This is a genomic window from Pseudomonas serbiensis, from assembly GCF_030580745.1.
Taxonomy (GTDB): Bacteria; Pseudomonadota; Gammaproteobacteria; order Pseudomonadales; family Pseudomonadaceae; genus Aquipseudomonas; species Aquipseudomonas serbiensis.
Genome location: NZ_JAUQOO010000020.1, coordinates 65,798 through 92,309 on the forward strand (window position 1 = coordinate 65,798; position 26,512 = coordinate 92,309).

Here is a 26,512-nt window from a genome sequence, read left to right on the forward strand (position 1 = left end):
AGGATCAGGAGCCTTACCTTGAAAATCAAAAGAGTGACCGTGACCCCCATCGCCTTTCGCGATCCGCCGCTGCTCAATGCCAGCGGCATTCACGAACCCTTCGCGCTGCGCTCGATCATCGAGATCGAGAGCGACAACGGCTATATAGGTTTGGGCGAGAGCTATGGTGACGCTCCGGCGCTAGCGATTCAGGAGCGTGTGAAAGACCAGTTGATCGGCCTTGATCCGTTCAATCTCAACCAGTTGCGCGCCATCGTGCAGGCCACTGTCGCCGCCAACAAGACCGACAGCCTGGCCGGTGCGGAACTGGCGCCCGGCTCCCATGCCAGCAAGGCGGTCAGCAACGCTTACTCGGCATTTGAGGTCGCGTTTCTGGACCTTCAGGCCCATTACCTGAATGTGCCGCTGGTGGATCTGTTGGGCGGCGCGATTCGTGATGAAGTGCCGTTCAGCGCCTATCTGTTCTTCAAGTACGCCCAGCACATCGATTCGCCCTACAAACCGGACAACTGGGGCGAAGCCCTGAACGAAGAACAGATCGTGGCCCAGGCCCGGCGCATGATCGAGGCGTATGGCTTCAAGAGCATCAAGCTCAAGGCCGGTGCGCTGGAACCTGAGCATGAAGTCTCCTGTATCAAGGCCCTGAAGAGGGCATTCCCCGGTTACCCGCTGCGTATCGACCCCAATGCCAACTGGTCACTGGAAACCTCCATTCGCATGGCCGAATTGCTGGGCGATGATCTGCAATATTACGAAGACCCGACGCCAACGCTCGAAGGCATGTCCGAGTTGCACAAACGTACCGGTCTGCCGTTGGCCACCAATATGGTCGTGACCGACTTCGATGAGTTCCGCCGTAGCGTGGCGTTGAACAGCGTGCAGATCGTTCTGGCCGACCACCATTACTGGGGCGGACTGCGTGATACCCAGGCATTGTCGAAGATGTGCCAGACCTTTGGCCTTGGCGTATCCATGCATTCCAACTCGCACTTGGGCATCAGCCTGATGGCCATGGCCCATGTCGCCGCTTCGGTCCCCAATCTGGATTACGCCTGCGACACCCATTACCCCTGGCAGGAGCCGGATGAAGAGGTGATAAAAGGCGGCAAGCTACCCATTGTCGACGGTTGCGTAAAAATCACCCGCGCCCCGGGCCTTGGGCTGGAGCTGGATTACGACCAGTTGGGCAAGCTACACGACCAATACCTGAGCTGCGGCATCCGTCAGCGCGATGATGTGAAACAGATGCAGCGTTACAAGCCGGACTGGAAGACCGTCAAACCAAGGTTTTGAGGCCTTGGAAGTGGGCTCTTGCGGGAGCCCAGCCACCCTGTTTGTCCGTAGGAGCGAATTCATTCGCGAACCAGCGCCACATTCAAAAAACATCCCTGAAAAGAAGCACATAGCTGGCCCTTTGATTTCTGTTTCATTGGCAAACTCGCTTTCCTTTCAGAAGCTTGGGTGCTGGCGCTATGCGGAGTTTTGCATTGACCGTTGCGGTGTTTGTCCTGGCCGGCGTTTCGGTCGGGGTTCAGGCCAAGGAGTTGACCAAGAGTACGCGCTCGATATGCACATGGGGTTCGGGTATTGCGGCGGGGGCTCAGGAGTCGAAGCTTGCCGGGGTTTCTCTCTATGGTGCTCGCAACAAACTACAGACCCGCAAGTTCCCTCAACCCTGGATGCGCATGACCGCCATGGGCATCACGGAACAGACCTATAAAAGCTCGTCTCGCCTCAAACCCGCTGCCATCAAGCAAACCTACTATGAACAATGCGTCAAACATGAACTGGCGCGCAGATAAAACCTCGCTGCTCACTCCTTGATGGCGGCTGTACGCAGGGCACCTTCGGGTGCGCCGGTTCTTAGCTCACCGGTCGACTAACCTGTGTACGGCTGCCACCCCTCATCGCCTGTCTTGTGATGCCTTGCAACGTTTTTGGCCTGAACTTGCAGGTCCGTTCCCTTTCTTTTGACAGACATTTCCGAGAGAATCCCAGCCCGCTTGCGCCTCTCTGTTTGTGCTTCTAGTCTGCGTCGGTCGCTGCTTATCAGCGATCGGGTTTAGTAGCCCAGTGGGTTAAGGCGTAACACAACCGCATTCTGTCAGGCGTTTCATGCCTGCCTGTTATGGCGGCTGTGCGCTTGGCACCTCCGGGTGCGCCGGTTCTTAGCTCACCGGTCTACTAACTCGCGTACAGCTGCCACCCTTTCGTTTAGTAGCGATCTGTTGGCAGCTCCATAATGGAGAGCTAAACGCATGGTCAAGATTACCCCTGATCCACCTTTCAACGAGGCGTCCACTGCGCCTGTTTTCGATCAATCAGTCGTCAAGCGGGCCATGGCCTGTTATCTGCCGACAAGTCGTCCGCCAAAAGGAGACGACAAAGGATTTGATTTCATGAGCCTTGAGGCGACGTTGCTGCATGCGATGGATTTCCTGCGATGTGCATCGGCAACGGCCTATGAGCTGGGAGACGATCTGAATGGTTCGCAGCGCGACCTGGCTTTTGCCGCCATGCATATGGCAGAAATGGCCAAGGTGATGGTGGAGCGATCACTGGAGTGTGTGGAAGCGAGTTGATGCACGATCTTTCGCGAGCAAGCCCCCCCATATTGAGACTGTGGGAGGGAGCTTGCTCGCGAAGGCCGTCTTCAAAAACACCTCGTCCCAGAGCCTTTATGCACAACCCGTTCAGAATGAAAACGATTTTTCCGCCGATCCGTGCGGATGCTCGCATTTTGTCGCGAAGTGCCGTTTTCCGCGGCTTCTGACCGGGGTGTCAGGAAAAAACAAGGCGCTTCAGTAACTGGCGCACTAAGGTTTTAGAACGCTTGTCTGAATTTTCATCAACAGAGTTATCCACAGGATGTTCCGTTGATTCGGGTCATTGCTTTTGTGCCAGAACCAGCAGGTTGCGCGGGGTGAGTTGGCTGTCGCAAAAAGTGCCGACGCTGACGCTGTAACCATGCTCCTGCACGTACATGGCTCGATCCAGGACCAGCCATAACTCCAGAGGTCGACGGAACAGGTTGCGCACCAGTTCCAGATTGCGCACCTCTGCCAGTCGCTTCCAGCCTGCGGCCTCCAGTTCTGCCCAGTCCTGCTGGCCCGGATCGGGAAGGTTTTTCAGGTCTGCCAGTTCGTGGCAGTAGTCGCTGTAGGGTTTGTCCAGCCAACTGACGGGCAGCGAGGGTGTGGGCAAATATTCATCAATGCCGCGCAACTGGCGTTGTAGCAGGTCAAACCCAAGTCGCCGGGCCATGGATGTGTCGCGCTGGCGGCGGACACGAGCGCCCGCTGTAACGGTTTCGCTCAATGGCAGGCCCAGTTCGTCCCGCGACAGCTTCAAGGCTGAGCTGCGGCCTTCGTTGGACAGCGCCTGATATTCGTCGAATCGGGTGCGGTTGTAACAGCAGGGAGCAATGGCCATATGCACACAGCCTGCCTGGCTAGCGACATGCATCAACTGCACATGCAGATCGCCACAGGCGTGCAGGGCGACGGGCGAGTGTTCGGGCTTGAGGTGGCGCCAAGTGTCATCTGCCATGACATCCTGTTCCACATGCTCAGCTTCGATGTGTTGGCGTGCGCTGAGTTTACGACCGGCCTCGATCAGGGCCGGGTCGCGCTCCAGACAGGTCACTTTCTGTCCGCTTTGTGTCAGGCGACGGCCCAGGTGCCCTTTGCCCGAGCACCAGTCGAGCCAATGGGTGGCGCTTTGCCGGAATTGCAGATGGCTGGCAAAGGCTTCGATCTGTTGCCATTTACGCCCCGGCACATCGACGCTCTGGCGTGGCTCCACCGGTTCAAGCGGGTAGGCAGGCAGTTCGCCGAGTTGCCCCAGCTCAAAGGCTTCGTCCGCCAGTTGCTTGAAGGGGTAGGGCGCATCGAGACGTTCGGGGTGATTGTGCGCGGTTTCGGCTTGATCCAGCGTGCGCTGGCGCAGCCATGTGGCCAGTTCCGAATATTGCTGTTCCCACGGCATGTGCGCTTGTGTGAAAGGCTTTGGTCGCCACAGCGACTGGTACGCGAACAGAAAGCTGTCCAGCGCCCGAAAGCGGCTGCGAAGGTGTTCATCCTGCAAGCAAGTGTCAGAGGGCATGATGGTGACCGTGTAGAGGGGCTGACTATATGAAAGCCAGCCCCCTTCATATCAGCGCCCTTGGCTGGCGTCTACGCGCAATATCCGTTCCAGCAATCTGAACCCCTGGACCAGCACGTAAGCCATGACCAGATAGAACATGCCCGCTGCGAAGAAAATCTCCACCGGCAGGTAAGTGCGGGCAATGATGGTTCGTGCCATGCCGGTCAGTTCCAGCAGAGTGACGGTGCTCGCCAGGGCACTGGCCTTGAGCATCAGGATCACTTCGTTGCTGTAGGCCGGCAGGCCGATGCGTGCTGCGCGGGGCAGGATGATGTAGAACAGCGCTTTCCATTTGGACATGCCCAGCGCCCGCGCCGCCTCGACTTCACCCACCGGTACGGCCTGAATCGCGCCACGCAGGATCTCGGCAATGTAAGCGGCGGTGTGCAGGGTCATGGTGATGACGGCACACCAGAACGGGTCGCGCAGATACGGCCAGAGCGGCCCTTTGCGCACGGCCTCGAATTGCGCCAGGCCGTAATAGACCAGGAACAACTGCACCAGCAGCGGCGTGCCGCGAAAGAAGAAGATGTAGGCGTAAGGCAGGGCGCGTACGTGCAGATGTTTTGACGAACGTGCGATGCCCAGCGGGATGGCGATGATCAGGCCGGCGATGACCGCAATCGCCACCAGCTCCAGCGTCAGGGTTGCGCCCTGTGCCAGCTTTGGCAGCCACTTGATGATGACTTCCCAGTTCATGACCCGCTCCTCACAAAGCCGCGAGCGGCACGTTTTTCCAGGAAGTGCATACCGACCATGGCCAGTATCGTCAGGCCCAGGTACATGAAGGCTGCGACCAGATAGAACACGAAGGCTTCCTTGGTGACACTGACGGCAATCTGCGAGTGGCGCATGATTTCTTCCAGGCCGATCACCGAAACCAGTGCGGTGTCTTTCATCAGAATCATGAACAGGTTGCCAAGGCCGGGCAGCGCGATGCGCCACATCTGCGGCAGGATGAGTTTGAAGAGGATGCGCGAACGCGACATGCCCAACGCCAGACCCGCTTCGCGATGGCCTTTGGGGATGGCCAGGATGGCCCCGCGAAAGACCTCGGTCGCATAGGCGCCGAAGCACAGGCCAAGGGCTATGACGCCCGCGGCAAAGGCGTTGAGTTCAAGGCCGGGGATACCCAGCATTTCGCCCAGGGCGCGCATGCCGTTGACGGTGCCGAAGTAGATCAGCAACACCCAGAGCAATTCAGGAATACCGCGCACCAGCGTCGAGTAAGTACCGCCCAGCCATTGCAGTGGCTTGTAAGGCGACGTTTTTGCCAGGGCGCCGAGCAGCCCCAGTATCAGGCCCAGACACAGGGCCGAAAGGGCAAGCTGAACAGTCATCAGCGCACCAGCCGCAAGGGCCGGGCCGAATCCTTGGAGGTCAATATTCATGGGCAGGCTTTGCTAGGGACGGACCGTCACGCCTTCAGAGAGGGCGCGACGGTCACGTCAGGCAGATCAGAGAATGCTGAACGGGAAGTACTTGTCGTTGATCTTCTTGTAGGTGCCGTCAGCGATGATTTCTTTCAGTGCATCATTCAGCCTTTCGCGCAGCGGGTCGCCCTTGCGCACAGCGATGCCGATCTTGTCGTTCTGCTCGACGGGATCGCCTTTGAACTCGAAACCTTTGCCTGCATCGCTTTTCAGCCATTCATAGCTGACGTATTTGTCGGCCAGCATGGCGTCGACACGGCCGGATGCCAGGTCGAGGTAGGCGTTTTCCTGGGTGTCGTAGAGTTTGACGGTCACGCTGTCGCCCAGCTTGTCTTCAAGCCAGGTACCGGACAACGTAGCGCGCTGGGCTCCGATGATCTTGCCCTTGAGCGATGCCTTGGCGGCTTCGACGTTTTCGGTGTTGATCTGCGAGTCTTTCGGCGCAATGAACTGCAGCTTGTTGGAGTAGTACGGGTCGGTGAAGTCCACAGCCTGCTTGCGCTCTTCGGTGATCGACAGCGACGAGATCAGGAAGTCGAACTTTCTGGAGTTGAGCGCCGGAATGATGCCGTCCCAGTCAGAGGTGACGACTGAACACTCGGCTTTCATCTTGGCGCACAGGGCCTGGCCGATTTCGTAGTCGAAACCGACGACTTGCCCGCTGGCGTCCTTGTTGTTGAACGGTGGGTAAGCGGCCTCGATGCCCATTTTCAGGGTTTCAGCAAAAGCGCTGCTGGTGAATGCGACAGTGACAGCGGCTGCCAGCAGGAACTTCTTGTACATCTGCATGGGGGTTGCTCCGTTAGCGGTTGCTCGACATGAATTGTTTACACCTTACCGACAGCGGGTTCTCGAATACTTGCTGTGGTGTGCCCTGTTCTTCGACCTGTCCCTGATGCAAAAAGACGACTTCACTGGAAACTTGTCGTGCAAAACTCATTTCGTGGGTCACCAGCAGCATAGTCCGGCCTTCTTCGGCCAGTGCGCGGATGACGTTGAGCACTTCCTGGACCATTTCCGGGTCCAGCGCGGAGGTGGGCTCATCGAACAGAATCACTTTAGGCTGCATTGCCAGAGTGCGTGCGATGGCAGCGCGTTGTTGCTGACCACCGGAAAGCTGTGCCGGATAAGCGTGTCGTTTATCGGCGATGCCAACCTTGGCCAGCAGCGCTTCAGCGACTTCGATGGCTTCGGCCTTGCTTTGGCCCAGCACGCGGCGCGGTGCTTCGATGATGTTGTCGAGCACGCTCATGTGCGGCCACAGATTGAAGTTCTGAAAGACAAAACCGATCTCGCTGCGCATGCGATTGATCTGCCGGTTGTCGGCGGCGACCAGCTCGCCATTCTTGGCGGCTTTGAGCTTCAGCTCTTCGCCTGCCACCAGAATCTGTCCCTGATGAGGGTTTTCCAGCAGGTTGATGCAGCGAAGCAGCGTGGACTTGCCGGAACCGGATGAGCCCAGGATTGATATCACATCACCGTCACGAGCAGTCAGCGAGATGCCTTTGAGCACGTCCAGCTTTCCATAGCGCTTGTGCAGATTGCGGATTTCCAGGGCGGGCGTGGCCTCGGCCATGTGGGGGGACCTCATATATTTTGTACGCCCTTCGAGTGGGGCGAGCGCCAAGCTAGCACAGGGCTCGAAAGACAACCAACAGCGTCAGGTCTGGCGGGCAGTGTTATGCGGCGGGGTGTCGCATCATCGCAGCAGACTGTCGCCGCAAGGCAATGGATGCGTCTGTTTGATGCCCGCTTTATAGCCTGAATGCGCGAAAAGGGCGCGATGTTGCCAGCTTTGGCTGGGTGTTGGAAGTAGCTTTTACGGTCTTGCGCACCATATGCGAGCTTGTCTGGTTTTTTGTGTGTGTTTTCGGTGCGCCAATATGGGTATGTCCTGAGGTGTTAGGTAACAAAACTTGCAGGCTTGATAAAAAATCCTTCCTGGCATTTCCGCACTTTCAGGGCTGCGAGCCCTCTGTTCTCTATGCGACGTCGCTTTTGAAATATTTTGGCGCAGTTTTTGCGTAAAGAATAAAGAACGGCACCGTTGCTTTCTTTTTACGAGCGCTTCGGTGTGCATCGCTCGTCTTGCAAAAGGTGGTTTTATGAGCAGTACCGCTAACTCTTCCGGGCTCGAACAGGGGCTGAAACCTCGACACATCACGATGCTGTCGATTGCCGGTGTGATCGGCGCAGGCCTGTTCGTAGGTTCAGGCCATGCGATTGCCGAGGCAGGTCCTGCCGTGCTGCTCGCGTATGCCGCAGCCGGTACGCTGGTTGTGCTGGTGATGCGCATGCTGGCCGAAATGGCTGTAGCCTCGCCTGACACCGGTTCGTTTTCCACGTATGCCGACCGCGCCATCGGGCACTGGGCCGGTTTCACCATCGGTTGGTTGTACTGGTGGTTCTGGGTTCTGGTGATTCCGTTGGAGGCCAACGCTGCCGCGACCATCCTGCATGCCTGGTTCCCCGATGTGGGGATCTGGGTGTTCACGCTGGTGATTACGTTGCTGCTGACGGCCACCAATCTGTTCAGCGTCAAGAACTACGGCGAGTTCGAGTTCTGGTTTGCATTGATCAAGGTCGTGGCGATCATTGCGTTCGTGGTGCTGGGGGTTGTCGCGATTTTCGGTCTGCTACCGACCAGTAATGTCAGCGGCGTCAGCCACTTGTTCGACACTCAGGGTTTCATGCCTAACGGCCTGGGCGCGGTATTGGCAGCGATGTTGACCACGATGTTCTCCTTCATGGGGACCGAGATCGTGACTATTGCAGCCGCCGAGTCCAAGAACCCGGGCAAGCAGATCACCAAGGCCACCAATTCGGTGATCTGGCGGATCTTCCTGTTCTATCTGGTTTCGATCTTTATCGTTGTGTCGCTGGTGCCCTGGAACGACAGCCGTCTGGCTGAAGTCGGTTCCTATCAGACGGTGCTGGATGTGATGGGTATTCCCAACGCCAAGCTGATCGTGGATCTGGTTGTACTGGTGGCGGTGACCAGTTGCCTGAACTCTGCGCTGTATACCGCTTCGCGCATGCTGTTCTCTCTGGGCAAGCGTGGCGATGCTCCGGCAATGTCTACCCGCATCAGCAAGAGCGGCACGCCTCACTGGGCGGTGATACTTTCGACTGCCGCTGCCTTCCTGACCGTGTTTGCCAACTATGTTGCTCCGGCTGCCGTGTTTGAATTCCTGCTCGCCAGTTCCGGCGCAATCGCCTTGCTGGTGTATCTGGTGATCGCCGTTTCCCAGTTGCGCATGCGTCAGAAACGTATCGCCAAAGGTGAAGCCATCGACTTCAAGATGTGGCTGTTCCCGTGGCTGACCTGGGCTGCGATCTTCTTCATCGTTGCGGTGCTGACCGTGATGCTGATTCAGGAAGACCATCGCCATGAAATCATCGCCACCGGCGTGCTCAGCCTGAGCGTGATCGCCGCAGGCCTGCTGGTTTCCCGCCGCCGCAAGGCTTCACGGGTTGGAGCTGCGGCGTTGAGTTGAGCCCCGTAGAAGCGAAAAATAGCGCATGACCCTGAACGGTCGTTCTTGATAAATGAGAACGGCCGTTTTTGTGTATATTTAAATATGCTTTTTAAAGTGCTTTTTTGGGCACCATTATGTGGCTCGGCCTTGGGTCGACAGGAGAAAAACAATGGCATACGCACTACTGGCGGAAGTCGCTGCGTCTGTGACTGACCTCAAGAAAGATCCTATGGGGACTTATCGTGAAAGCAATGGCGACCCGATGGTGATCCTTAATCGTAATGAGCCTGCTTTCTACATTCTTTCGCCAGAACGATATGAAGAGCTTCTTGACCTGCTCGATGACGCTGCGCTTGCCCGCAAGATCAAAGAGCGCAGAGGTGGCCGCACTGTGAAGGTAGATATAAATGACCTCATCGCCGAGGCAGAGAAACGATAAGTCGGTCTCTCATGCCACAGGAACTTATACGCTTGAGTTTTTGATAGAGGCCAAAAAAGAATACGACGACCTGGACAAGACAGTTCAGCTTCAGCTTTTGAAAAAACTGCGGTCACGATTACTGGAGCCCAAGGTTCAGGCTGACAAGCTGCGAGATATGCCCGGGTGTTACAAGATCAAGTTGCGAGCCAGTGGCATCAGACTGGTTTATGAAGTCATTGATGCCAGGCTTGTTGTCAGCGTGATTGCGGTTGGTCGACGTGATCATGAGGTCGCCTATCAGGTGGCCAGGAAAAGGCTCAATTGATGGTATTCAAAGCATGCCTGTGCATTGAGTGCGTTGGCCTATTCGCGGATGAGGGAGTGCGATCCGCTCATCCGCGAGACTTCACAACTTGAACTGGCGCAGGGTCGTATTCAGCTCTGTAGCCAGTGTCGCGAGGGCGTGGCTTGCGCTGCTGGTCTGATCAGCTCTTACGGCTGATTGTGCTGAAAGGTCACGGATGCGCACCAGGTTGCGGTCCACTTCGCGTGCGACTTGGGCCTGCTCTTCGGACGCGCTGGCAATCACGGTGTTGCGATCGTCGATCACCATCACCGAGTTGGCAATAATCGCCAATGCCGAGTTTGCGGACTCCGCCTGGTTTTTGGTGCGTTGGGCCTGTTCGGTGCTGATCTCCAGTGCGGATACCGTACTTTTGGTGCCTTGCTGGATATGGCCGATCATGGATTCAATTTCCTGAGTCGACTCACTGGTCCTGTGTGCCAGTGCGCGAACCTCGTCGGCGACCACCGCGAAGCCACGGCCTGCATCGCCGGCGCGAGCTGCTTCGATGGCGGCGTTGAGGGCCAGCAGGTTGGTCTGTTCGGATACCGAGCGAATCACTTCCAGGACCTTGCTGATTTCCAGCGTCCGACTCGCCAGTTGCTGGGCCTGCTCTGAAGCGCTGCCGACATTCTTCGTCAGCTCGGTGATGGAGTTGACGGTCTGCTTGAGTTCTTCCTGCCCTTGCTGTGCTGAGCGAGAAGACGATTTCGACTCTTCCGAAGTCGACACCGCGCTACGCGCAACCTCTTCAACGGCCTGGCTCATCTCGGTCACGGCAGTGGCTGCCATTTCGATTTCACTGTTCTGGGTTATCAGGTCGGCGTTGCTGCTGGCCATCAGCGCATTCATCTGGCTGGTGGCTGACGATAGCTGTTGGGCTGCATCGTCGACCTGATTCAAGGTGGCCCGCAGGTTCTCCCGCATGCGTTCCATCGATTGCAGCAGCAGGGCGACTTCATCGACACCGCGACTGTCCACATCGATCGGGCGCAGATCTCCCGACGCAAAGATTTCCGAAGCCTTGAGGGCCTGATTGATCGGTGCGGAAAGGCTTTGCGTCAAACGCCATGCCATGACCAGTGTTGCCAGTACCGCCAGCACCATGACTGAAACAGAGATGGTCTTGGCTTTTTCATACGCCGCTGTCGCACTTGCGCTGGATTCGGCTTCGGCCTCGTCGTTTACTTTTTCCAGTCTGGAGAGCGCAGCCGCCATGCCTTCTGCACTTTTTGGCATTTCCACCCTGATGACCTGACGCGCCGCATCTTGCTGGTTGTCCTTGATCAGTTTGTACGCCCGCTCTGCACCATCGGCATAGGCCTTGTAGGTGGACTCGATGCTGGCGATCAGCGTTTGCTCGGTATCCGTGTTGATAAGTGGTTTGTAGGCTTTGACCGCGTTGTAGAACTTGTCTTCTTCCTTCAGCAACTCGGTATAAGCCTGTTCTATCTCGGCAGGGCTTCTTGAGATCATTCTGAGGATGGCGATGCGGGTGTTGGCGAATGCGAGGGTGATGTCATCGCCCAATGCAATGCCAGGCATTGAGTCATTTTCGATTTCCAGGCCTTCCGAGCGAATATTGCCCATTTGCTGGATGTTGAAAATGCCGAGCCCTATAACCATGGCAACCATGAACGTGAAGCAGGTCAGGGTGCGTTTGGCTATTTTCATGTTTCTCAAATACATACCCGCTCCGAGTTCATCCGATGTGCTGCGCTGAGGGGCGCCTTGAGCAGGCGCGTACGCAGCTATATCGGATTCTCGGGTAGAAGCTGAAGCCTGCTTTAGATGAAACCTGCGGTTTAGAGCTGTCTTGTCGTTATTGAGGTGGACATGACGTTTTTGTGCACTTCAACGCTGCCCTTTTGAGTCCCGTTTGACCAGCAACTCGGATGCCTTGTTGTAATCGGCCTGGAATGTCGGGCTACCGATCCACTCAACGGCCGTGTCTTCGTCCTCATCGTGGAACAGGGCGCGGTAGGTGATGAGCAGGCCCATCATGAAGTCGGTGGCTTGCTCTTCGTCTTCTTCGCTGATGACCAGTGCCAGCACCGGGTATTGCAGGAAAACCACGCACAGCGCCAACTGGCTGATGGCTTCGGCGGCCTTCATGGCTTCAAACAGGTCTTCGTAATCGGCCGGGTCGAAGCCGTTTTCGACGATATCCTGAAAATCGAAGGTGTTCAGGTCGAGCTGCACATCATCGAACGGTTGATTCACAAGGGGGGAAGCGAATACAGGGTGAACGACATTTTGTGCCGGTTTGCCCGAGCGGTTCTGCTTGGCTTTGATCTTGGCGCGCTTGGCACGTTTTTGCTGTTTGTCTGGCGAAGCCATGAACGGGTCCTTTGGCAGGCGATAAGGGCAATGGCGATCATTGAACCCCAGACGCTCTCAATAACCAAGGGGCGTCGGTTTGCCGGGCAATGAAAACCCGCACGAGGCGGGTTTTCAAGGTACAGCCTGGGATGCTGATCACGGCTCAGGTTTTATTTGCTTCGTCGAATCGTGTGGCAAACATGCTGACGGCTTCTACGGCTTCGCTGGCGCCATCACGAATCTGGATAATGACCTGGCCAGCCTGATCGGCCAGGGTCACGCCCCGAATTGCGCCTTCCTGAGTCGTGCTCATGCTGGCGACAGCCTCGCGGGTTTCGTTCAGGATCTTGCCGATCATGTCCGCGATTTCTGTCGTTGAGCCGCTTGTACGACCAGCCAGCTGGCGGACTTCATCCGCAACCACCGCAAACCCCCGGCCCTGATCGCCTGCGCGAGCAGCTTCGATTGCCGCGTTGAGGGCCAGCAGGTTGGTCTGGTCCGCGATGCCGCGAATGGTGTTGACGATGGCGGTGATCTGCTCGGAGCGCGATCCCAGTTGCCCCACCAGTTTTGCGGAGGCGCCGATGCTGTCTGCAATCTGGCGCATCTCTCGGGCGGTTTCCTGAATGACCAGCGTGCCTTGCTCGGCCACTTTTTCGGTTTCAGTCGAAATGTGGTAAGCCCGCGAAGCACCGAGCGAGTCGGCCTGCTGTTTTTCCACGTGTTCGGTGATGTCGCTGGCGAACTTCACGATCTTGCAGAGCTTGCCTTCCGCGTCGTAGACCGGGTTGTAAGTCGCTTCCAGCCAGACCACCTTGCCATGCTTGCCGATGCGCTTGAACTGTCCGCTGAAGAACTCACCCTGGTTCAGCTTGCGCCAGAAATCGCCATATTCAGAGCTGTTGGCCAGGCTCTGTTCGCAAAAGCCACGGTGGTGCTTGCCTTTGATTTCATTCAGGCCATAACCCATGACATGCAGAAAGTTATCGTTGGCAGCCAGCACATTGCCGTTGAGGTCGAATTCGCACACGGCCATGGCTCTGTCGACAGCGACAAGCTTGCCGCGAGACTCGCTTTCCTGAATGACCTTGCGGGTGACGTCCAGTGCGTATTTCACCACTTTGAAGGGTTTGCCTTGCGTATCGAGCACCGGGTTGTAACTGGCTTCGAGCCAGACGCTATGCCCGTTCTTGTCCACGCGCTGGAAGGTGCCCGAGACGAAGCGGCCAGCGCGTAACGAAGCCCAGAGTTCACTGTACTGGCTGCTGCGCGAGAGTGCCGGTGAGCAGAATTCACGGTGGTTCTTGCCGGCCAGCTCTTCGGCCCGGTATCCCATTGCGGTCAGAAAATTATCGTTGGCCCGGATGAGTTTTCCGTCCAGATCGAATTCTGCCACGGCCATCGAACGTTCCAGCGCGCCCATCAATCCCTTGAGTCCATCAACTTCGGCCTTCATGGCTGCCAGTTCAGCTTTGATTTTTGTCCCGAACATAACCTGCCCCAGTGCTGTTTGACCTACTGACTCTCACGACGATATCGACCTGAAGGTGAGTGGCATTAATCTGGCAGAAGAGGATTCCGATCAGTGGATGAGCGGTTTTTTTGACGTCAAAAGGATGGGCGTTTGAGGGGGTAATGAATGCGCTTTTTGACGTCGTTTTGTACGGAGAGGCAACGCCGAAAACAACAGCAATTACAGGTGAGTGGCAAATGACCTGATCCGGTTCCATCAATATGGAAATTAATTTTCGGATGCGGCCCTTATTACGTGATCCAGTCGAGAATCAAGGCCACCAGAAGACAGACCAGGAGTGCCAGAAGAAGATTTCTGGTTATCCGCAGCAAGTACCACAGGCATCGGCGCCATAGTGGCCAGTTTCTATCTTTCTTGAGTGATCCGAACTCGATCACGTCGCCGATGACTTCAAGTATTGCTGTGATGGCGTCCAGGCTCATTGCGAATTGCTCCGTGCCTGATCCTCATCCGTATGCAGTCAGGAGCGAGCCCGCACCAGCCTGCCCAGTGACACTTCATTCGTTACGCCTTGCAGCTTCTCTTCCCCGGCCTGCATCACGTTGCATATGCGAAGCACTGCCTGAGCATCCGGCTCATTTCCTGAAGTGCTCAGCCGCTCCGCAATGCGCATCAATTCAACCGCCGACCATTTCAGATCGGAGGCGATGCCTTGCAGGTCACGACGCAGGTCCTGGTTGGGTTTGTTCAAGGCCATGTTTGTCTCCGGTGGGGCGCGAGGCCCACAGTCAATGACAATGCCGGGTGCCGGCCTTCTTGTCGTTATGACAGCCTTGCTTGTCGGTCCGGCCGCCGTGCGCGATTGCGGAAAAGGAGGTGGCGGCAAGAATGGCCGCGAGGAGGAGGGTAGTAAACTTCATGACAGATCCTTCTGTTGATAAATCCTGTGGCTCCCCGACGTTCCAGACCGCTCGGGCGAGCAGCGGAGTCCCTTGGCGAGACCGCAAGGTGGCTCTTTGATGCTGCTCGAATATAGCAAAGGCTTATTCGTGGTGGGCAGGAAATTATTGAGGGGGCTGGCCCCATACGGATAGCGCAGAGACTAATTCGTGGAGAATCAGATATGTGTCGCAGCTCTGTTTGCAGCGGGGGGGTTAAACCGCAGACAACAAAAACCCGGCGATGAAGACCGGGTTTTTTCATGATGCGATGTTTGTCAGACGGTTTTTGTTTGAGCAGCGGCCATGATCTCATTCTGACGCTTGGTGGCCTCAGTCAGTACGGTGCTGTAAACACGTTTCTTCTCATCGGATTTCGCATTGCGAATGAACTCGGCGAACGGGTTGCCAGCCTTCTCTGAACTCGACTTGAATAAAGTCATGGCTTGCTCCTGGAGCTAGGTATTCCCAAGCGTAGCCATCAGTAGGTCACGGGTGTAGCGCTCGGGTATGTGGTAATCAATCTTGTCTACACCAGCCTTGTAGAGGCGGTCTGAGTTATCTATGTGTTTCAGCAACAGGTCTACATGGACGTCTTTTCCATACTCTAGCTTAAGCGCATTCACTACGTCACGCGCTGCGAAATACTGCTCGACGAAGTGCTCCGCGAGAATCCGTCGACCCTCAGCCTTCTCTCGTGCCTTTACAAACTCCCAAGCTAGCATTGGATTTTGATAGACATACAGAATTTGAACGTACCGCCCCTTTTCCAGTGACCTTTCCACGTTACTTCTCGCAATGTCGAGCTTGGCGAGAGTGCCATCCAACAGAAATGACTGCTTTTTCTCCAAAGCGAAATCTAGAATTTTGGAAACCAGGATCGATACGGCACCTTGGAAAAGGTAAGCATTGCCTCCCTTGTATTCCTCAAACTCGCCCCTCAGTTCATCTGGATCTATTCGTAAGATGGAGGTGTTTGTGAAAAGATTCACCAAAGCAATTGATGCCTCTGTCTTGCCCGCGCCTGGCGACCCCGACATGAATACTGACACTGGCTCATCTTCGGGTCGATAGACATCAGTTGCCGTCAGTCGTTGACCAATCTTTTTCTTGTTGCCTTTTGCGAAGACTATTGCGCTATCCCAGACTCGTTGCTCATCGGCCGTCAATGGCATCTGACGTTTCCTTTATTGTAATTGTCCTGAGATCCATCTTGATGAGCGCCGTGAGGCGTGCATCTGTTGCACCTATGATTGCTCGGCACGACTGACGCTGTGAATAGCTTTTGGGTTTCCCTTTGTTGCACCTGTTCAGAAGCGGGCGATTGGTTGATGTCCTCTCTTGAGATGCGATTCGCTGTATAAAATTGCAGACAACAAAAAACCCGCACTAGGCGGGTTTCTGTTTTTCAGATGGCTTTGACACCACCTGAATCTAATTAGTGGTGCCCAGAGACGGAATCGAACCGCCGACACGGGGATTTTCAATCCCCTGCTCTACCGACTGAGCTATCTGGGCAACGGGGCGCATTAGACGTGTTTTTCAGGAGGTCGTCAAGCGTCATGTTGAAAAAAATTTGAATTATTACCGACGCTTACGACCTTCATTGCTGGAAACGCTTTATTTCTCGGGGGGAACGTAGCCTTCGGCCTTGGCGTATTCCTCGCCGGAGAGGAACTTGTCCATCTCGGTCTGAAGAAATTTCCGGTCCTCGGCGTTCATCATGTTCAGGCGACGTTCGTTGATGAGCAGGGTCTGGTGTTTCTGCCAGTCGGCCCAGGCTTTCTGCGAGACGTTGTTGAAAATGTCTTCGCCTTTTGCTCCCGGGTACGGGGCGCGTTCCAGGCCTGGCAGTTCTTCTTTGTATTTACGGCATATTACGGTGCGGGTCATGACGACTCTCCTGCATTCAATACGTCGGCCGCGCGTTTGAGCAGCTTTTTCACTGGGGCGGCAAGGCCCAGGCGCGGCGGGGTGGCGAGGTTATACCAGAGCCAGTCGGCTTCGGCCACGTGATGGGCGGACTCCTGAACCTGAACCAGCCAGGGTTCGATGCTCAGCTGGAAATGGCTGAAGGTGTGGACCAGCCCCGGCATTTCGTGATGCGCGCCAAGCTCCAGCGAGTGTTGCAGTGCCAGGTCTTTGAGGTCGTTGAAGTCATCCAGCTCCGGCAGGCTCCACAGGCCGCCCCACAGGCCGCTGGAAGGGCGGCGATAAAGCAGAATCGCGCCGTCGCGGTTGGCGAGCATGGGCATCAGGGTGCGTTTCTGCGGGACGGTCTTGCGTGGCTTGGGAATCGGGTAGCGGGTTTCCAGGCCCAGCAGGTGCGCTTCGCAGCCACGCTCCAGCGGGCAGAGCAGGCAACTGGGTTTGCTGCGGGTGCAGAGCGTGGCGCCCAGGTCCATCATCGCCTGTGTGTAGTTGTTCACGCGGCTATGGGGTGTAAAGCGCTCGGCAGTGGCCCATAGCTGTCTGGCGACCTTGGGCTCGCCCGGGTAACCTTCCTGTGCGGTGTAGCGGGCGAGAACGCGCTTGACGTTGCCGTCGAGGATCGGCGCACGAATGCCCATGCTCAGACTGGCAATGGCGCCCGCAGTCGACAGGCCGATGCCGGGCAGCAGGGTGAGTTTTTCCACATCGCGAGGAAACTCACCGCCGTGATCGGCAACGACTATTTTTGCGGTCTTCTGCAGGTTGCGGGCGCGGGTGTAATAACCCAGCCCGGTCCACAGGTGCAGCACTTCGTCTTCCGGTGCTTCGGCCAGGGCCTGTACGGTGGGCAGCGCCTCCATGAAGCGGTCGAAGTAGTTCAGCACAGTGCTGACCTGGGTCTGTTGCAGCATGATTTCCGACACCCACACCCGGTACGGGGTAATGCCTTGTTGCCATGGCAGATCATGCCTGCCATGACGGTCGTACCAGCTCAGTACTGCCTGGGAGAATTGCTCGGGTTGCATTGCAGAATCGGCTCTCATCGTTTGAACAGGTTCTTGAGGGCGTCCTTGAGTTCCGGGCTGACTTTGTCGCCGAGTTTGTCATCCAGTTTTTCTTCAAGCTTTTCGCTGATCCGGTCGCCGGCCAGCTTGGCCGCGATCTGGCCGATGCCTTCCTTGTCGAGACGACAGGCCTTGGCGCCCAGTTCCAGTGGGCCCCGGCACTGGATTGGCCATTCGATGCCCACGTAGCGCGGGTTGATCTCACAGGCCGGGTCCGGCATGTCGCTCTTGTCGCCTTCGATGATGATGCCCAGGCGATAATTCATGCCCAGCACGCGCAGGTCGATATCGCCATTGCCGTTGACAGCCAGGCCCGGAATGCGCGCCTTGAGGTCAGGGTTGCTGGCCACGCCATTGCGCACGGTCAGGTTGCCATTGAGTTGCTGGAATGGCGTGTCCTTGCCGCGAGGTTCGCCGCTGAGCGTCTTGCGGTTGAGGGTCGAGATGCCCTGGCACAGTTGCTGTTCAAGGTTGGCATTGACCAGCACGCCATTGTTGAGCGCAAAGCTGGCTGTGCCGTTGAGGCTGTCGACCAGAGCCTTTTCGCTGTTGCCCTTGCCGGTCAGGTTGCTATTGAGGGTCAGCAGGCCTGTGACCGGTGGCGTTTGCCCCTGGCTTTGCAGAATACGCTCGACCGGCACCCGGCTGACTTTGGCTTGTACGCTGGCCAGAGGAATGTCCGGGCGGGCGTCGAGGTTGCCCTTGATTTCAAAGTTGCCGTTGTAGAGGTCGCCACGCAGGCTTTCGACGCTGATGACGCCGTTCTGTGCCTGGGTGGTGAGTACGGCATTGTCGATCGGCAGTTTGTCGATGGTCAGTTTGCCGAAGCTCAGGTCTGCCTGGACGTCGAGGGTGCGCAGGCGCTCAAGGGGCAGTAGTTTGGCAGTGCTCCAGGCAGCCTTGGCAGGTTGGTCCGGCAGTGGCGTGTTGCCGGCGAGAGCTGCCGCTTCACCACTTTGCACTTCGGACTGGCGAGCGGCTTTGGCGCTTTTGCTTTCTTCACTCTCGGCCGGGCGATAGCGATCGGCATCGAAGGTGTCAGCCTTGAGTTGAAGGCGCAGTGCCTGTCTGGCGAAGTCATCTATGGCGACACGGCCCGTGAAGGTGCTGTTGTCGAGCTTGAGGTTGAGGTCTTCGAGCACCAGGCTGTTCGGCGTACCGCTCAGGCGGGTGACCATTTCGACCTTGCTCAGTGCTCCGTCGGCCATGGCTGGCAGAGGCTGGCCGATGTTGTCGAAGAAGGAGCGTACATCGAGTTGGGCGATGGACAGGCCTCCGCTGATTTGTGCCGTCTTGTCCAGATCGCGGGCGCGCAACTCGCCGAGGGCGCGCAACTGGTTGGCGGAAATCTTGAGGCTGTTCCACTCGGCAATGTTGGCGGCGAGGTCTACCAGCAACTGGCCCTGAGCGGCGAAGGTCACGGTCTTGCCCTGCAAGGGTTCGCCAGCAGCTTCGCCTGACAGGCGCATGTCTTCGAACTGGTAGCGCTTGAGGGCGCGGTCCAGGCGCAGGTCGCCGACCAGTTCGGTCCTGATACGCACAACCGGCTGATTGGTGCTCAGAAAAGCCGTCAGCTTGATCGGGATGTCCGAAGCTTCCCGTACCGCACCGGTGCTCAGCTGAATACTTTCGGCGGTAAGGGTCCGGCCTTTGCGGGCGTCGCTGTATTCGACGCGGGCGTTGTTGACCGTCAGGCTGTCGATATCCAGCTTGATGGGACGCGACGATTTCTCCGGTTTGTCTGCTGGCGAGGCAGGCGCCGTACCGGAAGGTTGTTCGGGTGTTGGCGCGCTAGCGGTGGCCGGCTTGCCGATGTCTTCCCAGTTGCCATGGCCGTTTTCATCACGATTGAGGCGCAGGTTCAGGCCTTCTACCCGCACGTCGCTCATCTGTACTTCGCGGCGCAACAGCGGGAGTACGCGAACGGACAATCCGAGCATCTGCAGGTCGGCAAACGGTGCGGTGGGAGCGCTCAGGGTTGCGACGCTGGCGTCATGCAACTCAAGGCCCAGCCAGGGGAACAGGCTCCAGCCGATATCACCGTTCAGCGTCAGCTCGACATTCGCCTTGTCGCGCGCCAATTGCCGAATCTCGTCTTTGTAGTCGTTGGGATCAAACAGATGGGTCAAGGCGAAGCCGAGAGCCACGATGATCAGCAGCAACCCGAGAATAAACAGCCCCAGGATTTTGCCGAACGCTTTCATGGGCGAGTCCTTGTTATCGATCGTTCAAAAAATAGCCCACGAGTATACCGCTCTCACGAGTGTCGGGGGCTTTGGATGCCTTGGGCTGCTGCGCGGGTAGGATTTGCGATTTCCAGCGGCACGTTGAGCTTGGCCGCAAGGGCCAGGACTTCAGGAAGCTCGGCGGTTGTCTGCAAGCGTAGTTCGCAACCTGCATCCCTGGCCGATTTCTGTGCATGAGCCACAAGGCGCTCGGCAACGCCACGTCGACGGGTGAGTGCGCGCACGCAAAGATGCGACAGCCGCCAGATGTCGCCGGTCTGTTCCAGGCGTGCCGCGCCCAGTAACCGGTCGTTGAAGCGTCCCGCCAGAAGTGTTCCGTCACTCAGCGTTGTTTCAATCAATTGCGCCGCATCGGTGAAGGGCGAAAACAGCCATTGCGGGGCGTCGCGATATATCTTTTGCAGGTCTTCCTGATCCTGATAAGTGGGGGAATTAATAATCCCAACTAAGACCGGCATTCTATTTCCTCTGTTCGTAATTGATTGTGTCTATTACTTCATAGATGGCATGGATTGGGTAAGTAATTAATTGATGTAACACGATACTTACGGCCCTTGGTAAGTGTTAGTCTCTCGCCATCGCTGGTCAGGTGCGGCTTTTTGCCACGTCTCTGGAACTTCCGCCGATAAAACAGTCATGGCCGTCTGGCATGGAGACTGTGGGCGGACCAGCGCATAAGTCCTGCGAGCATTACACATCTGGGGGTAATCACAATGAGCACAAGTACAGCTTTGGGCGGCGCTACCGCTCAACCTGCGTTCTTGTCCAAGGAACGCATCATCGCCAAGCCCGGCTTCAACCGCTGGCTGGTCCCGCCTGCTGCTTTGGCAATCCACCTTTGTATCGGTATGGCTTACGGCTTCTCGGTATTCTGGTTGCCGCTTTCCAAAGCCATCGGCATCTCGGCACCCGTTGCCTGTACACCTGACATGGGCTTCTTTGCACAGATCTTCTCGTCGACCTGTGACTGGCAGATCTCCATGCTGGGCTGGATCTACACACTGTTCTTCATCTTCCTGGGCTGCTCGGCTGCCATCTGGGGTGGCTGGCTTGAACACGCAGGCCCACGCAAGGCCGGTGTGGTTTCGGCTCTGTGCTGGTGTGGCGGTCTGCTGATTTCCGCACTCGGAATCTACACTCACCAGATCTGGCTGATGTGGCTCGGTTCCGGTGTGATCGGTGGTATCGGTCTGGGGCTTGGCTATATCTCCCCTGTTTCGACGCTGATCAAGTGGTTCCCGGACAAGCGCGGCATGGCGACCGGCATGGCGATCATGGGCTTCGGTGGCGGCGCGATGGTGGGTGCTCCTCTGGCAACCGCTCTGATGGGCTACTTTGCTACCGCTGAAAGCGTTGGTGTATGGCAGAGCTTCGTCGTGATGGCGGTGATCTACTTCATCTTCATGCTTGGCGGCGCACTGGGCTATCGCGTTCCTCCGACTGGCTGGAAACCTGAAGGCTGGACCGCTCCTGCCAAGAAAGCCAGCAATGCGATGATCACCAATCGTCACGTACACGTCAGCGTGGCCTGGAAAACTCCGCAATTCCGTCTGGTATGGCTGGTGCTGTGCCTGAACGTTTCGGCGGGTATCGGTATTCTGGGCATGGCTTCGCCACTGTTGCAGGAAGTGTTCGCCGGCAAGTTGCTGGGTAATGATCTGACTTTCAGCCAGCTCAATGCCGATCAACTGAAAGCAATCGCTGCCATCGCGGCAGGCTTTACCGGTCTGTTGAGCCTGTTCAACATCGGTGGTCGTTTCTTCTGGGCATCGTGCTCTGACTACATTGGTCGCAAGGCAACTTACTTCGTGTTCTTTGCCCTGGGCTTCGTGCTGTATGCATCGGTTCCGACCCTGAGCCACATTGGCAGCATCGCACTGTTCGTGGGTGCCTTCTGTATCGTGCTGTCGATGTACGGCGGTGGCTTCGCGACTGTTCCGGCTTACCTGGCTGACCTGTTCGGTACGCAAATGGTGGGTGCAATCCACGGTCGTCTGCTGACTGCATGGGCTGCTGCCGGTGTACTGGGTCCGGTACTGGTCAACTACCTGCGTGAATATCAGCTCAGCCACGGCGTTGCCCGCGCTGCTGCCTACGACATCACGCTGTACATCCTGGCTGGCATGCTGGTTCTGGGCTTCATCTGCAACCTGTTGATTCGCCCGGTTGCCGACAAGTACTTCATGACTGACGCCGAACTGGCTGCTGAACAGGCAATCGGTCATGACAAGGGCGCTGCTGCAACCACTTCTCTGGAGTGGAAGGCGTCTGAAGGCAGCAAGCCATTTGTTATCCTGGCCTGGCTGGCTGTTGGTATTCCTCTGGCGTGGGGCGTGTGGGTCACCCTGCAAAAGACTGCCGTACTGTTCCACTAAAACAGTCGGGCAAAAAGAAAGCGCTTGCACAGGACGTGCAAGCGCTTTTTTTATGGCCTGTTTTTATCGGGTGGCCGATTTATCCGCGAAGGTTGCAGGTGTGTTGCGGGTCTTGATGGCGTAAGCCACACCCAGCGCGATCAGCCAGAACGGCAGTATGTACACCGAGATGCTGATGCCCGGTGTGAACAGCATGATTGCCAGAATGCCGAACAGGAAGACCAGGCAGATGTAGTTGGTGGCTGGATAGCCCCAGCTTTTGAAAAGCGTGGTTTCGTTGGCCTGACGCTTGGCGCTGCGGAACTTGAGGTGGGTAATGGTGATGATGACCCAGTTGAGCACCAGGGCTGACACCACCAGCGCCATCAGCAATTTAAAGGCCTGCTCCGGTACCAGATAGTTGATCAGTACGCACATGCCGGTAGAGATTGCCGAGATCGCCAGAGCATTGACCGGTACGCCGCGGGCATTGACCTTGAGCATCGCCTTGGGCGCATTGCCCTGTTTGGCCAGGCCGAACATCATCCGGCTATTGCTGTAGACGCAACTGTTATAGACCGACAGCGCAGCCGTCAGGACCACGACGTTCAGTACGGTCGCAACGATGTTACTGTCCATTGCATGGAAGATCATGACGAAGGGGCTGCCACCGGCACCCACTTTCTGCCATGGGTACAGGCACAGCAGAACGGCCAGTGCGCCTACATAGAAGAGCAGAATGCGGTAGATCACCTGATTGGTGGCGCGGGGAATGCTGCGCTGAGGGTCTTGCGCTTCGGCAGCGGTGATACCGATCAGCTCCAGGCCGCCAAATGAAAACATGATGAAGGCCATGGCCATCACCAGCCCGCCGATGCCATTGGGGAAGAATCCGCCGTATTGCCACAGATTGGCGACAGCAGCGTCAGGCCCGCCATTGCCGCTGGCCAGCAGATAGGCGCCGAATACGATCATGCTGATGATCGCGACCACTTTGATGATGGAGAACCAGAACTCCATTTCCCCATAGAGCTTGACGCTGCTGAGGTTGATCAGGTTGATGATCACGAAGAAGATTGCTGCCGAAACCCAGGTGGGGACTTCCGGCCACCAATACTGAACGTACACGCCGACCGCTGTCAGTTCGGCCATCCCGACCAGCACGTACAGGACCCAGTAGTTCCAGCCGGACATGAAGCCTGCAAAGCTGCCCCAGTATTTATTGGCGAAGTGACTGAAGGTTCCTGCGACCGGCTCCTCGACCACCATCTCGCCGAGCTGGCGCATGATGAAAAAGGCGATCATGCCTGCAATCGCATAACCCAGAAGCACCGAAGGGCCAGCCATGTTGATGGTATGAGCAATTCCTAGAAACAACCCCGTACCAATCGCGCCACCCAGCGCGATCAGTTGGATATGCCGATTCTTCAAACCCCGATGCAATTGATCGGGCGGCGTTGATTGGGTCATTGAAAATCCCTGCAAGTATTGATTACGGATCGGCTGGTTGGCCATCTTGGCTTTACGATTGGGCTCGATTGCAAGACAGGTGCCATCTCTATTGTGGTCTGGTGATGCACTTCGGGTTGTCGCTGTTGATGCTTTGAAACTGATAGGCTTCCCGGCCTGGAACTCTTTGGTACGAGCGATTGCCCTCAATGAAAATGAATGAAATCGACGACTTCGACTTGAAGATCCTGACCCTGCTTCAGGCCAATGGTCGCTTGACCAACCAGGAGCTTAGCGACCTGGTCGGGCTTTCGGCATCACAATGCTCTCGTCGCAGAATCAGTCTGGAGCAGGGTCATCTGATCCTTGGCTACCATGCCCGTGTCGCCCCGCAGGCCATGAGCCGCGCGGTTCTGGCAATGATCGAAGTCCGTCTGGTCAGCCACAGCACTGAATACCGGGAGATATTCCAGGCGTTGGTTGCAGACCTCAGTTCGATCATCGACGCCTATAAGACGACGGGGGATGCGGATTATACGCTCAAGGTTGCTGTTGCAGACCTCGATAGTCTCAATCGCCTGATGGAGTGTATTACTGCAAGCGACAGTGTTGCGCATATCAAGACGGCTGTTGTTCTGGAGCGCCTCAAGGAAAACAGTGTTGTGACAGTGTAAGTCGATGCACTGTAATGGCACATAATTAATATTTGTGTGCGCAAATGATGCATATGTTTTGTTATTATCGTTACTTGTGTGCGTGTAAATGTATTTATTGGCTAACATCGGTCTCTTTGTGTAGGATTTGCGCTCATATCGTGAGTTGCCATGGCGTTGCTGGATAAAGAGCGCTGTCATTCACCCTCATCGACCATGCCTGAGCGCCATAATGACCACCCACACCGCCACTCCCAACAGTCTTGCTACCCGTCATTCGGCCCAGGAAGACGTATTTGCCCTCGTTATTGCCACTATCCTGATCTCCTTCAGCGTACTGATGCTGCGCCAGGCTGGCGTCATGACGGGCGGCACGGCGGGTATTGCACTGTTTTTCCACTACACCTTTGCTGTGCCTTTCGGCGTTGCGTTCTTCACCCTCAACCTGCCGTTCTATTACCTGTCCTTCCGTCGGATGGGCTGGTTGTTCACGCTCAAGACCTTCTGTGCAGTAGGGCTGGTATCCTTCTTCTCCGATCAGCACGCCCTGTTCATTCATATCGATCAGTTGCAGCCGTTTTATGCCTCCGTGCTGGGTAACCTGATTCTGGGCGTGGGCTTCCTGATTCTGTTCAGGCACCGTGCCAGCCTGGGAGGCGTGAATATTCTTGCGCTGTACCTTCAGGAAAAATATGGTTTCAAGGCTGGCTGGTTGCAGATGGGCGTGGATATTTGCGTGCTTATCGCTTCCCTGACGTTTATCAGCCTGCCGACTCTGGTAGCTTCCATTGCTGGTGCCGTGCTGCTGAATTTCATCATTGCGCAAAATCACAGATCCGACCGCTATTCGGCCTGATTCATTAATTAGAGGAGTTGTTCCGCATGCTAGCCCACGTAGAGTCATACGCCGGAGATCCGATTCTTTCGCTGATGGAAACCTTTCAGAAGGACCCTCGTGAAGACAAGGTCAATCTCAGTATCGGTCTGTACTATGACGCTCAAGGGCTCATTCCGCCTCTGGCCGCCGCTGTCAGTGCCCTGCAGCAAGTGGCCGAGAGCGAGAAGGCAGCTTCTCTCTACCTGCCGATGGAAGGTCTGGCCCCTTACCGTCAGGCGGTGCAAACCCTGCTGTTCGGTACCGATCATCCTGCTGTGCTTGAAGGTCGTGTGGCGACCATCCAGACCGTCGGTGGCTCGGGCGCGCTGAAGGTCGGTGCGGACTTCCTGAAATATGCCTTCCCTGAATCTCAGGTCTGGGTCAGCGACCCTACGTGGGAAAATCACCACGCCTTGTTCGGTGGCGCGGGTTTCAAGGTTCACACCTATCCGTACTTCGATTCGCGCACCGGTGGCGTGGACTTCGAGGCCATGCTCGGCAAGCTGAAAACCTTGCCGGCACGCAGCATCGTGTTGCTGCACCCTTGCTGCCACAACCCGACAGGTGCCGACCTTTCTGTAGAGCAGTGGGACCTTGTGATCGAACAGATCAAGAGCAGCCAGCTCATTCCGTTCCTCGATACGGCCTATCAAGGCTTCGGCAAAGGCATGGATGAAGATGCCTACGCGATCAGAGCGATGGCCAGCGCAGGTATCACCACGGTGATCAGCAACTCGTTCTCGAAAATCTTCTCGCTATATGGCGAGCGGGTCGGCGGGTTGTCCATCGTCTGCGAAGACGTGGCTTCAGCCACCAATGTGCTGGGGCAACTCAAGGCGACCGTTCGTCGCAACTATTCCAGCCCGCCTGCTCATGGCGCGTATGTCGTCTCCAAGGTGCTCAACACTCCGCAGTTGCGTGAGGAATGGCTGAGTGAAGTGGAAGGCATGCGCCTGCGCATCATCGACATGCGTCAGAAGCTGGTGACGGCACTGGAGCAGAAAGTCCCGGGCCGTGATTTCAGTTTCATTCTTCGCCAGAGCGGAATGTTCAGCTACACCGGCCTGACGCCTGAGCAGGTCGATGAACTCCGTGAGAAGCATGGCGTTTATCTGGTCCGCAGTGGCCGTGTGTGCATGGCCGGGTTGAACGAGGCGAATATCGGCAAGTTCTGCGATGCGCTCGGCAGTCTGTTTACCGCTGCATAAAGCCATCCCGAGGCTGGTGTCAGCAGGCTTGAGGGGCGTGAAATCGTCGATTTTGCCCCCTTAAGCCCCATAAACAGCCATCATCTTGCCTTCCCCTCGTCTGTTTGCTTCATGCCGGCCGCATCTGGGCCTATAATGGTCACCTTTTTCGCCCAATGATTTTGCGGAGCTGG

Annotated in this window: 27 protein-coding genes, 1 tRNA gene and 3 pseudogenes; 10 read left to right on the forward strand and 21 right to left on the reverse strand. The window is 56.6% G+C overall.

Annotated elements, in window-relative coordinates:
- Positions 1–18: 18 nt before the first annotated feature.
- The 3 genes from Q6A51_RS22140 to Q6A51_RS22150 all read left to right on the forward strand — a co-directional run bounded on the left by Q6A51_RS22140 (position 19) and on the right by Q6A51_RS22150 (position 2,582).
- The gene (locus Q6A51_RS22140; RefSeq protein WP_201018990.1) at positions 19–1,293 is read left to right on the forward strand and encodes a glucarate dehydratase family protein; all 1,275 of its coding nucleotides are present in this window, start codon (positions 19–21) and stop codon (positions 1,291–1,293) included.
- 179 nt (positions 1,294–1,472) lie between these two features.
- Complete coding sequence (locus Q6A51_RS22145; protein ID WP_304575745.1) at positions 1,473–1,802, forward strand: hypothetical protein; 330 nt, start codon at positions 1,473–1,475, stop codon at positions 1,800–1,802.
- Between the two features lie 456 nt (positions 1,803–2,258).
- The gene (locus Q6A51_RS22150; protein ID WP_201018989.1) at positions 2,259–2,582 is read left to right on the forward strand and encodes a DUF6124 family protein; all 324 of its coding nucleotides are present in this window, start codon (positions 2,259–2,261) and stop codon (positions 2,580–2,582) included.
- Positions 2,583–2,886: 304 nt separating this feature from the next.
- Here Q6A51_RS22150 and Q6A51_RS22155 read toward each other — a convergent pair.
- From Q6A51_RS22155 to Q6A51_RS22175, 5 genes and pseudogenes are all read right to left on the reverse strand, one after another.
- Positions 2,887–4,154, reverse strand: a pseudogene (locus tag Q6A51_RS22155) (methyltransferase).
- Position 4,155: 1 nt separating this feature from the next.
- The gene (locus Q6A51_RS22160) at positions 4,156–4,845 is read right to left on the reverse strand and encodes an ABC transporter permease (RefSeq protein WP_201004139.1); all 690 of its coding nucleotides are present in this window, start codon (positions 4,843–4,845) and stop codon (positions 4,156–4,158) included.
- Entirely contained in the window at positions 4,842–5,537 is a 696-nt protein-coding gene (locus tag Q6A51_RS22165) for an ABC transporter permease (protein WP_201004138.1), read from the reverse strand. Before Q6A51_RS22165 ends, Q6A51_RS22160 begins: the two co-directional genes overlap by 4 nt.
- Before the next feature lie 66 nt (positions 5,538–5,603).
- Entirely contained in the window at positions 5,604–6,368 is a 765-nt protein-coding gene (locus tag Q6A51_RS22170) for an ABC transporter substrate-binding protein (RefSeq protein ID WP_201004136.1), read from the reverse strand.
- 13 nt (positions 6,369–6,381) lie between these two features.
- Positions 6,382–7,155, reverse strand: a complete 774-nt coding sequence (locus tag Q6A51_RS22175; RefSeq protein WP_201004134.1) for an ABC transporter ATP-binding protein — start codon at positions 7,153–7,155, stop codon at positions 6,382–6,384.
- Positions 7,156–7,684: 529 nt separating this feature from the next.
- Here Q6A51_RS22175 and gabP point away from each other — a divergent pair.
- The 3 genes from gabP to Q6A51_RS22190 all read left to right on the forward strand — a co-directional run bounded on the left by gabP (position 7,685) and on the right by Q6A51_RS22190 (position 9,804).
- Positions 7,685–9,076 carry a GABA permease gene (gene gabP / locus Q6A51_RS22180; protein WP_304575746.1) on the forward strand — a complete coding sequence of 464 codons (1,392 nt, stop codon included), beginning with the start codon at positions 7,685–7,687 and terminating at the stop codon, positions 9,074–9,076.
- A gap of 151 nt (positions 9,077–9,227) precedes the next feature.
- Positions 9,228–9,497 (forward strand): type II toxin-antitoxin system Phd/YefM family antitoxin, encoded by a 270-nt coding sequence (locus tag Q6A51_RS22185; RefSeq protein WP_117167450.1) that lies wholly within the window; start codon positions 9,228–9,230, stop codon positions 9,495–9,497.
- A complete protein-coding gene (locus Q6A51_RS22190) occupies positions 9,466–9,804 on the forward strand; it encodes a type II toxin-antitoxin system RelE family toxin (RefSeq protein ID WP_201018986.1) in 339 nt (112 codons plus the stop codon). Before Q6A51_RS22185 ends, Q6A51_RS22190 begins: the two co-directional genes overlap by 32 nt.
- A gap of 81 nt (positions 9,805–9,885) precedes the next feature.
- Here the strand turns inward: Q6A51_RS22190 and Q6A51_RS27605 are convergent, their stop codons facing one another.
- The 15 genes and pseudogenes from Q6A51_RS27605 to Q6A51_RS22255 form a co-directional block, all read right to left on the reverse strand.
- Positions 9,886–10,758 (reverse strand): methyl-accepting chemotaxis protein, encoded by an 873-nt coding sequence (locus tag Q6A51_RS27605; RefSeq protein WP_405046173.1) that lies wholly within the window; start codon positions 10,756–10,758, stop codon positions 9,886–9,888.
- Positions 10,741–11,511, reverse strand: a pseudogene (locus Q6A51_RS27610) (MCP four helix bundle domain-containing protein); the annotation flags it as partial. The gene Q6A51_RS27605 and the pseudogene Q6A51_RS27610, both read right to left, overlap by 18 nt.
- Before the next feature lie 165 nt (positions 11,512–11,676).
- Positions 11,677–12,162 carry a hypothetical protein gene (locus Q6A51_RS22200; RefSeq protein ID WP_304575748.1) on the reverse strand — a complete coding sequence of 162 codons (486 nt, stop codon included), beginning with the start codon at positions 12,160–12,162 and terminating at the stop codon, positions 11,677–11,679.
- 145 nt (positions 12,163–12,307) lie between these two features.
- On the reverse strand, positions 12,308–12,865 hold the full coding sequence (locus Q6A51_RS27615; RefSeq protein ID WP_405046174.1) for a methyl-accepting chemotaxis protein: 558 nt from the start codon (positions 12,863–12,865) through the stop codon (positions 12,308–12,310).
- Positions 12,860–13,636 (reverse strand): annotated as a pseudogene (locus tag Q6A51_RS27620) (PAS domain-containing protein); the annotation flags it as partial. The pseudogene Q6A51_RS27620 and the gene Q6A51_RS27615, both read right to left, overlap by 6 nt.
- A 272-nt stretch (positions 13,637–13,908) precedes the next feature.
- A complete protein-coding gene (locus Q6A51_RS22210; RefSeq protein ID WP_304575749.1) occupies positions 13,909–14,100 on the reverse strand; it encodes a hypothetical protein in 192 nt (63 codons plus the stop codon).
- 38 nt (positions 14,101–14,138) lie between these two features.
- On the reverse strand, positions 14,139–14,375 hold the full coding sequence (locus Q6A51_RS22215; RefSeq protein ID WP_201004123.1) for a hypothetical protein: 237 nt from the start codon (positions 14,373–14,375) through the stop codon (positions 14,139–14,141).
- A 31-nt stretch (positions 14,376–14,406) separates the two neighbouring features.
- On the reverse strand, positions 14,407–14,538 hold the full coding sequence (locus tag Q6A51_RS22220) for a YHYH domain-containing protein (RefSeq protein WP_117148191.1): 132 nt from the start codon (positions 14,536–14,538) through the stop codon (positions 14,407–14,409).
- A gap of 296 nt (positions 14,539–14,834) precedes the next feature.
- Positions 14,835–14,999 (reverse strand): hypothetical protein, encoded by a 165-nt coding sequence (locus Q6A51_RS22225; protein ID WP_304575750.1) that lies wholly within the window; start codon positions 14,997–14,999, stop codon positions 14,835–14,837.
- A gap of 15 nt (positions 15,000–15,014) precedes the next feature.
- Positions 15,015–15,731 carry a zeta toxin family protein gene (locus tag Q6A51_RS22230; RefSeq protein ID WP_304575751.1) on the reverse strand — a complete coding sequence of 239 codons (717 nt, stop codon included), beginning with the start codon at positions 15,729–15,731 and terminating at the stop codon, positions 15,015–15,017.
- Between the two features lie 267 nt (positions 15,732–15,998).
- Positions 15,999–16,074 (reverse strand) — tRNA-Phe (locus Q6A51_RS22235).
- Between the two features lie 102 nt (positions 16,075–16,176).
- Positions 16,177–16,449: an oxidative damage protection protein gene (locus Q6A51_RS22240; protein ID WP_201004118.1), complete on the reverse strand. Its 273-nt coding sequence runs from the start codon at positions 16,447–16,449 to the stop codon at positions 16,177–16,179.
- Positions 16,446–17,513: an A/G-specific adenine glycosylase gene (gene mutY / locus Q6A51_RS22245; protein WP_304575752.1), complete on the reverse strand. Its 1,068-nt coding sequence runs from the start codon at positions 17,511–17,513 to the stop codon at positions 16,446–16,448. The genes Q6A51_RS22240 and mutY overlap by 4 nt, the downstream gene beginning before the upstream one ends.
- Positions 17,514–17,527: 14 nt before the next feature.
- Positions 17,528–19,756 (reverse strand): AsmA family protein, encoded by a 2,229-nt coding sequence (locus Q6A51_RS22250; RefSeq protein WP_304575753.1) that lies wholly within the window; start codon positions 19,754–19,756, stop codon positions 17,528–17,530.
- A gap of 53 nt (positions 19,757–19,809) precedes the next feature.
- Positions 19,810–20,256 (reverse strand): acetyl-CoA sensor PanZ family protein, encoded by a 447-nt coding sequence (locus Q6A51_RS22255; RefSeq protein ID WP_201018980.1) that lies wholly within the window; start codon positions 20,254–20,256, stop codon positions 19,810–19,812.
- 255 nt (positions 20,257–20,511) lie between these two features.
- On the opposite strand from Q6A51_RS22255, the gene Q6A51_RS22260 reads away from it, so the two are divergent.
- Positions 20,512–22,173, forward strand: coding sequence for an OFA family MFS transporter (locus Q6A51_RS22260; protein WP_201004110.1), 1,662 nt, complete (start codon positions 20,512–20,514; stop codon positions 22,171–22,173).
- A 63-nt stretch (positions 22,174–22,236) separates the two neighbouring features.
- Here the strand turns inward: Q6A51_RS22260 and Q6A51_RS22265 are convergent, their stop codons facing one another.
- Positions 22,237–23,622 (reverse strand): amino acid permease, encoded by a 1,386-nt coding sequence (locus Q6A51_RS22265; RefSeq protein WP_201018979.1) that lies wholly within the window; start codon positions 23,620–23,622, stop codon positions 22,237–22,239.
- A gap of 188 nt (positions 23,623–23,810) precedes the next feature.
- On the opposite strand from Q6A51_RS22265, the gene Q6A51_RS22270 reads away from it, so the two are divergent.
- The 3 genes from Q6A51_RS22270 (at position 23,811) to Q6A51_RS22280 (ending at position 26,339) form a co-directional block, all read left to right on the forward strand.
- Positions 23,811–24,275, forward strand: coding sequence for an Lrp/AsnC family transcriptional regulator (locus Q6A51_RS22270; protein WP_236124175.1), 465 nt, complete (start codon positions 23,811–23,813; stop codon positions 24,273–24,275).
- A 211-nt stretch (positions 24,276–24,486) separates the two neighbouring features.
- The gene (locus Q6A51_RS22275; protein WP_201004106.1) at positions 24,487–25,110 is read left to right on the forward strand and encodes a YitT family protein; all 624 of its coding nucleotides are present in this window, start codon (positions 24,487–24,489) and stop codon (positions 25,108–25,110) included.
- A gap of 26 nt (positions 25,111–25,136) precedes the next feature.
- Entirely contained in the window at positions 25,137–26,339 is a 1,203-nt protein-coding gene (locus tag Q6A51_RS22280) for an amino acid aminotransferase (RefSeq protein ID WP_304575754.1), read from the forward strand.
- Positions 26,340–26,512: the final 173 nt, after the last annotated feature.

What these genes read in the sequence shown, in the direction of transcription:
- Q6A51_RS22145 (WP_304575745.1), top strand. Translation starts at nt 1,473, where the DNA reads ATGCGGAGTTTTGCATTGACCGTTGCGGTGTTTGTCCTGGCCGGCGTT.
- Q6A51_RS22150 (WP_201018989.1), top strand. Translation starts at nt 2,259, where the DNA reads ATGGTCAAGATTACCCCTGATCCACCTTTCAACGAGGCGTCCACTGCG.
- Q6A51_RS22160 (WP_201004139.1), bottom strand. Translation starts at nt 4,845, where the DNA reads ATGAACTGGGAAGTCATCATCAAGTGGCTGCCAAAGCTGGCACAGGGC.
- Q6A51_RS22165 (WP_201004138.1), bottom strand. Translation starts at nt 5,537, where the DNA reads ATGAATATTGACCTCCAAGGATTCGGCCCGGCCCTTGCGGCTGGTGCG.
- Q6A51_RS22170 (WP_201004136.1), bottom strand. Translation starts at nt 6,368, where the DNA reads ATGCAGATGTACAAGAAGTTCCTGCTGGCAGCCGCTGTCACTGTCGCA.
- Q6A51_RS22175 (WP_201004134.1), bottom strand. Translation starts at nt 7,155, where the DNA reads ATGGCCGAGGCCACGCCCGCCCTGGAAATCCGCAATCTGCACAAGCGC.
- gabP (WP_304575746.1), top strand. Translation starts at nt 7,685, where the DNA reads ATGAGCAGTACCGCTAACTCTTCCGGGCTCGAACAGGGGCTGAAACCT.
- Q6A51_RS22185 (WP_117167450.1), top strand. Translation starts at nt 9,228, where the DNA reads ATGGCATACGCACTACTGGCGGAAGTCGCTGCGTCTGTGACTGACCTC.
- Q6A51_RS22190 (WP_201018986.1), top strand. Translation starts at nt 9,466, where the DNA reads ATGACCTCATCGCCGAGGCAGAGAAACGATAAGTCGGTCTCTCATGCC.
- Q6A51_RS27605 (WP_405046173.1), bottom strand. Translation starts at nt 10,758, where the DNA reads ATGGAACGCATGCGGGAGAACCTGCGGGCCACCTTGAATCAGGTCGAC.
- Q6A51_RS22200 (WP_304575748.1), bottom strand. Translation starts at nt 12,162, where the DNA reads ATGGCTTCGCCAGACAAACAGCAAAAACGTGCCAAGCGCGCCAAGATC.
- Q6A51_RS22210 (WP_304575749.1), bottom strand. Translation starts at nt 14,100, where the DNA reads ATGAGCCTGGACGCCATCACAGCAATACTTGAAGTCATCGGCGACGTG.
- Q6A51_RS22215 (WP_201004123.1), bottom strand. Translation starts at nt 14,375, where the DNA reads ATGGCCTTGAACAAACCCAACCAGGACCTGCGTCGTGACCTGCAAGGC.
- Q6A51_RS22220 (WP_117148191.1), bottom strand. Translation starts at nt 14,538, where the DNA reads ATGAAGTTTACTACCCTCCTCCTCGCGGCCATTCTTGCCGCCACCTCC.
- Q6A51_RS22225 (WP_304575750.1), bottom strand. Translation starts at nt 14,999, where the DNA reads ATGACTTTATTCAAGTCGAGTTCAGAGAAGGCTGGCAACCCGTTCGCC.
- Q6A51_RS22230 (WP_304575751.1), bottom strand. Translation starts at nt 15,731, where the DNA reads ATGCCATTGACGGCCGATGAGCAACGAGTCTGGGATAGCGCAATAGTC.
- Q6A51_RS22240 (WP_201004118.1), bottom strand. Translation starts at nt 16,449, where the DNA reads ATGACCCGCACCGTAATATGCCGTAAATACAAAGAAGAACTGCCAGGC.
- mutY (WP_304575752.1), bottom strand. Translation starts at nt 17,513, where the DNA reads ATGCAACCCGAGCAATTCTCCCAGGCAGTACTGAGCTGGTACGACCGT.
- Q6A51_RS22250 (WP_304575753.1), bottom strand. Translation starts at nt 19,756, where the DNA reads ATGAAAGCGTTCGGCAAAATCCTGGGGCTGTTTATTCTCGGGTTGCTG.
- Q6A51_RS22255 (WP_201018980.1), bottom strand. Translation starts at nt 20,256, where the DNA reads ATGCCGGTCTTAGTTGGGATTATTAATTCCCCCACTTATCAGGATCAG.
- Q6A51_RS22260 (WP_201004110.1), top strand. Translation starts at nt 20,512, where the DNA reads ATGAGCACAAGTACAGCTTTGGGCGGCGCTACCGCTCAACCTGCGTTC.
- Q6A51_RS22265 (WP_201018979.1), bottom strand. Translation starts at nt 23,622, where the DNA reads ATGACCCAATCAACGCCGCCCGATCAATTGCATCGGGGTTTGAAGAAT.
- Q6A51_RS22270 (WP_236124175.1), top strand. Translation starts at nt 23,811, where the DNA reads ATGAAAATGAATGAAATCGACGACTTCGACTTGAAGATCCTGACCCTG.
- Q6A51_RS22275 (WP_201004106.1), top strand. Translation starts at nt 24,487, where the DNA reads ATGACCACCCACACCGCCACTCCCAACAGTCTTGCTACCCGTCATTCG.
- Q6A51_RS22280 (WP_304575754.1), top strand. Translation starts at nt 25,137, where the DNA reads ATGCTAGCCCACGTAGAGTCATACGCCGGAGATCCGATTCTTTCGCTG.